Annotated in this window: 1 rRNA gene; it reads right to left on the bottom strand. The window is 53.1% G+C overall.

Annotated elements, in window-relative coordinates:
- A 23S ribosomal RNA gene (locus ACY3LV_RS20855) occupies positions 1-2,926 on the bottom strand; the annotation flags it as partial.
- Positions 2,927-3,004: the final 78 nt, after the last annotated feature.

Genomic DNA, 3,004 nt, shown 5'->3' with positions numbered 1-3,004 from the left:
GGTTAAGTCCTCGATCGATTAGTATCTGTCAGCTCCATGTGTCGCCACACTTCCACCTCAGACCTATCAACCTGATCATCTTTCAGGGATCTTACTTCCTTGCGGAATGGGAAATCTCATCTTGAGGGGGGCTTCATGCTTAGATGCTTTCAGCACTTATCCCGTCCGCACATAGCTACCCAGCGATGCCCTTGGCAGAACAACTGGTACACCAGCGGTGCGTCCATCCCGGTCCTCTCGTACTAAGGACAGCTCCTCTCAAATTTCCTGCGCCCGCGACGGATAGGGACCGAACTGTCTCACGACGTTCTGAACCCAGCTCGCGTACCGCTTTAATGGGCGAACAGCCCAACCCTTGGGACCGACTACAGCCCCAGGATGCGATGAGCCGACATCGAGGTGCCAAACCTCCCCGTCGATGTGGACTCTTGGGGGAGATAAGCCTGTTATCCCCGGGGTAGCTTTTATCCGTTGAGCGATGGCCCTTCCATGCGGAACCACCGGATCACTAAGCCCGACTTTCGTCCCTGCTCGACTTGTAGGTCTCGCAGTCAAGCTCCCTTGTGCCTTTACACTCTGCGAATGATTTCCAACCATTCTGAGGGAACCTTTGGGCGCCTCCGTTACCTTTTAGGAGGCGACCGCCCCAGTCAAACTGCCCACCTGACACTGTCTCCCCGCCCGATAAGGGCGGCGGGTTAGAAGGTCAATACAGCCAGGGTAGTATCCCACCGATGCCTCCACCGAAGCTAGCGCTCCGGTTTCCAAGGCTCCTACCTATCCTGTACAAGCTGTACCAACATTCAATATCAGGCTGCAGTAAAGCTCCACGGGGTCTTTCCGTCCTGTCGCGGGTAACCTGCATCTTCACAGGTACTATAATTTCACCGAGTCTCTCGTTGAGACAGTGCCCAGATCGTTGCGCCTTTCGTGCGGGTCGGAACTTACCCGACAAGGAATTTCGCTACCTTAGGACCGTTATAGTTACGGCCGCCGTTTACTGGGGCTTCAATTCGCACCTTCGCTTACGCTAAGCGCTCCTCTTAACCTTCCAGCACCGGGCAGGCGTCAGCCCCTATACTTCGCCTTACGGCTTCGCAGAGACCTGTGTTTTTGCTAAACAGTCGCCTGGGCCTATTCACTGCGGCTCTCTCGGGCTTGCACCCTAACAGAGCACCCCTTCTCCCGAAGTTACGGGGTCATTTTGCCGAGTTCCTTAACGAGAGTTCTCTCGATCACCTTAGGATTCTCTCCTCGCCTACCTGTGTCGGTTTGCGGTACGGGCACCTCTCACCTCGCTAGAGGCTTTTCTTGGCAGTGTGGAATCAGGAACTTCGCTACTATATTTCGCTCGCCATCACAGCTCAGCCTTATGGGAAACGGATTTGCCTATTTCCCAGCCTAACTGCTTGGACGCGGATATCCAATACCGCGCTTACCCTATCCTCCTGCGTCCCCCCATTACTCAAATGGTGAGGAGGTGGTACAGGAATATCAACCTGTTGTCCATCGCCTACGCCTTTCGGCCTCGGCTTAGGTCCCGACTAACCCTGAGCGGACGAGCCTTCCTCAGGAAACCTTAGGCATTCGGTGGAGGGGATTCTCACCCCTCTTTCGCTACTCATACCGGCATTCTCACTTCTAAGCGCTCCACCAGTCCTTCCGGTCTGGCTTCACAGCCCTTAGAACGCTCTCCTACCACTGTTCGAAGAACAGTCCGCAGCTTCGGTGATACGTTTAGCCCCGGTACATTTTCGGCGCAGAGTCACTCGACCAGTGAGCTATTACGCACTCTTTAAATGGTGGCTGCTTCTAAGCCAACATCCTGGTTGTCTAAGCAACTCCACATCCTTTTCCACTTAACGTATACTTTGGGACCTTAGCTGGCGGTCTGGGCTGTTTCCCTTTCGACTACGGATCTTATCACTCGCAGTCTGACTCCCAAGGATAAGTCATTGGCATTCGGAGTTTGACTGAATTCGGTAACCCGGTAGGGGCCCCTAGTCCAATCAGTGCTCTACCTCCAAGACTCTTACCTTGAGGCTAGCCCTAAAGCTATTTCGGAGAGAACCAGCTATCTCCAGGTTCGATTGGCATTTCACCCCTACCCACACCTCATCCCCGCACTTTTCAACGTGCGTGGGTTCGGGCCTCCATTCAGTGTTACCTGAACTTCACCCTGGACATGGGTAGATCACCTGGTTTCGGGTCTACGACCACGTACTCATGCGCCCTATTCAGACTCGCTTTCGCTGCGGCTCCGCATCTTCTGCTTAACCTTGCACGGGATCGTAACTCGCCGGTTCATTCTACAAAAGGCACGCCATCACCCGTTAACGGGCTCTGACTACTTGTAGGCACACGGTTTCAGGATCTGTTTCACTCCCCTTCCGGGGTGCTTTTCACCTTTCCCTCACGGTACTGGTTCACTATCGGTCACTAGGGAGTATTTAGCCTTGGGAGATGGTCCTCCCGGATTCCGACGGAATTTCACGTGTTCCGCCGTACTCAGGATCCACTCAGGAGAGAACGAAGTTTTGACTACAGGGCTGTTACCTTCTATGGCGGGCCTTTCCAGACCTCTTCATCTACCTCGTTCTTTTGTAACTCCGTACAGAGTGTCCTACAACCCCAAGAGGCAAGCCTCTTGGTTTGGGCTGATCCCGTTTCGCTCGCCGCTACTCAGGGAATCGCATTTGCTTTCTCTTCCTCCGGGTACTTAGATGTTTCAGTTCCCCGGGTCTGCCTTCTCATATCCTATGAATTCAGATATGGATACCACTCCATTACGAGTGGTGGGTTTCCCCATTCGGAAATCTCCGGATCAAAGCTTGCTTACAGCTCCCCGAAGCATATCGGTGTTCGTCCCGTCCTTCATCGGCTCCTAGTGCCAAGGCATCCACCGTGCGCCCTTTCTAACTTAACCGTTAAAAAGAATCACTATGTGATATCTTGTATTACTAATTGAATGTGATGTCTACTGTTATCTAGTTTTCAAAGAACA

The sequence above is a fragment of the Bacillus sp. 11C genome, from assembly GCF_055486375.1.
The sequence above is the reverse complement of the archived record's forward strand: the minus strand, read 5'-3'. Positions and strand labels throughout refer to the sequence as shown.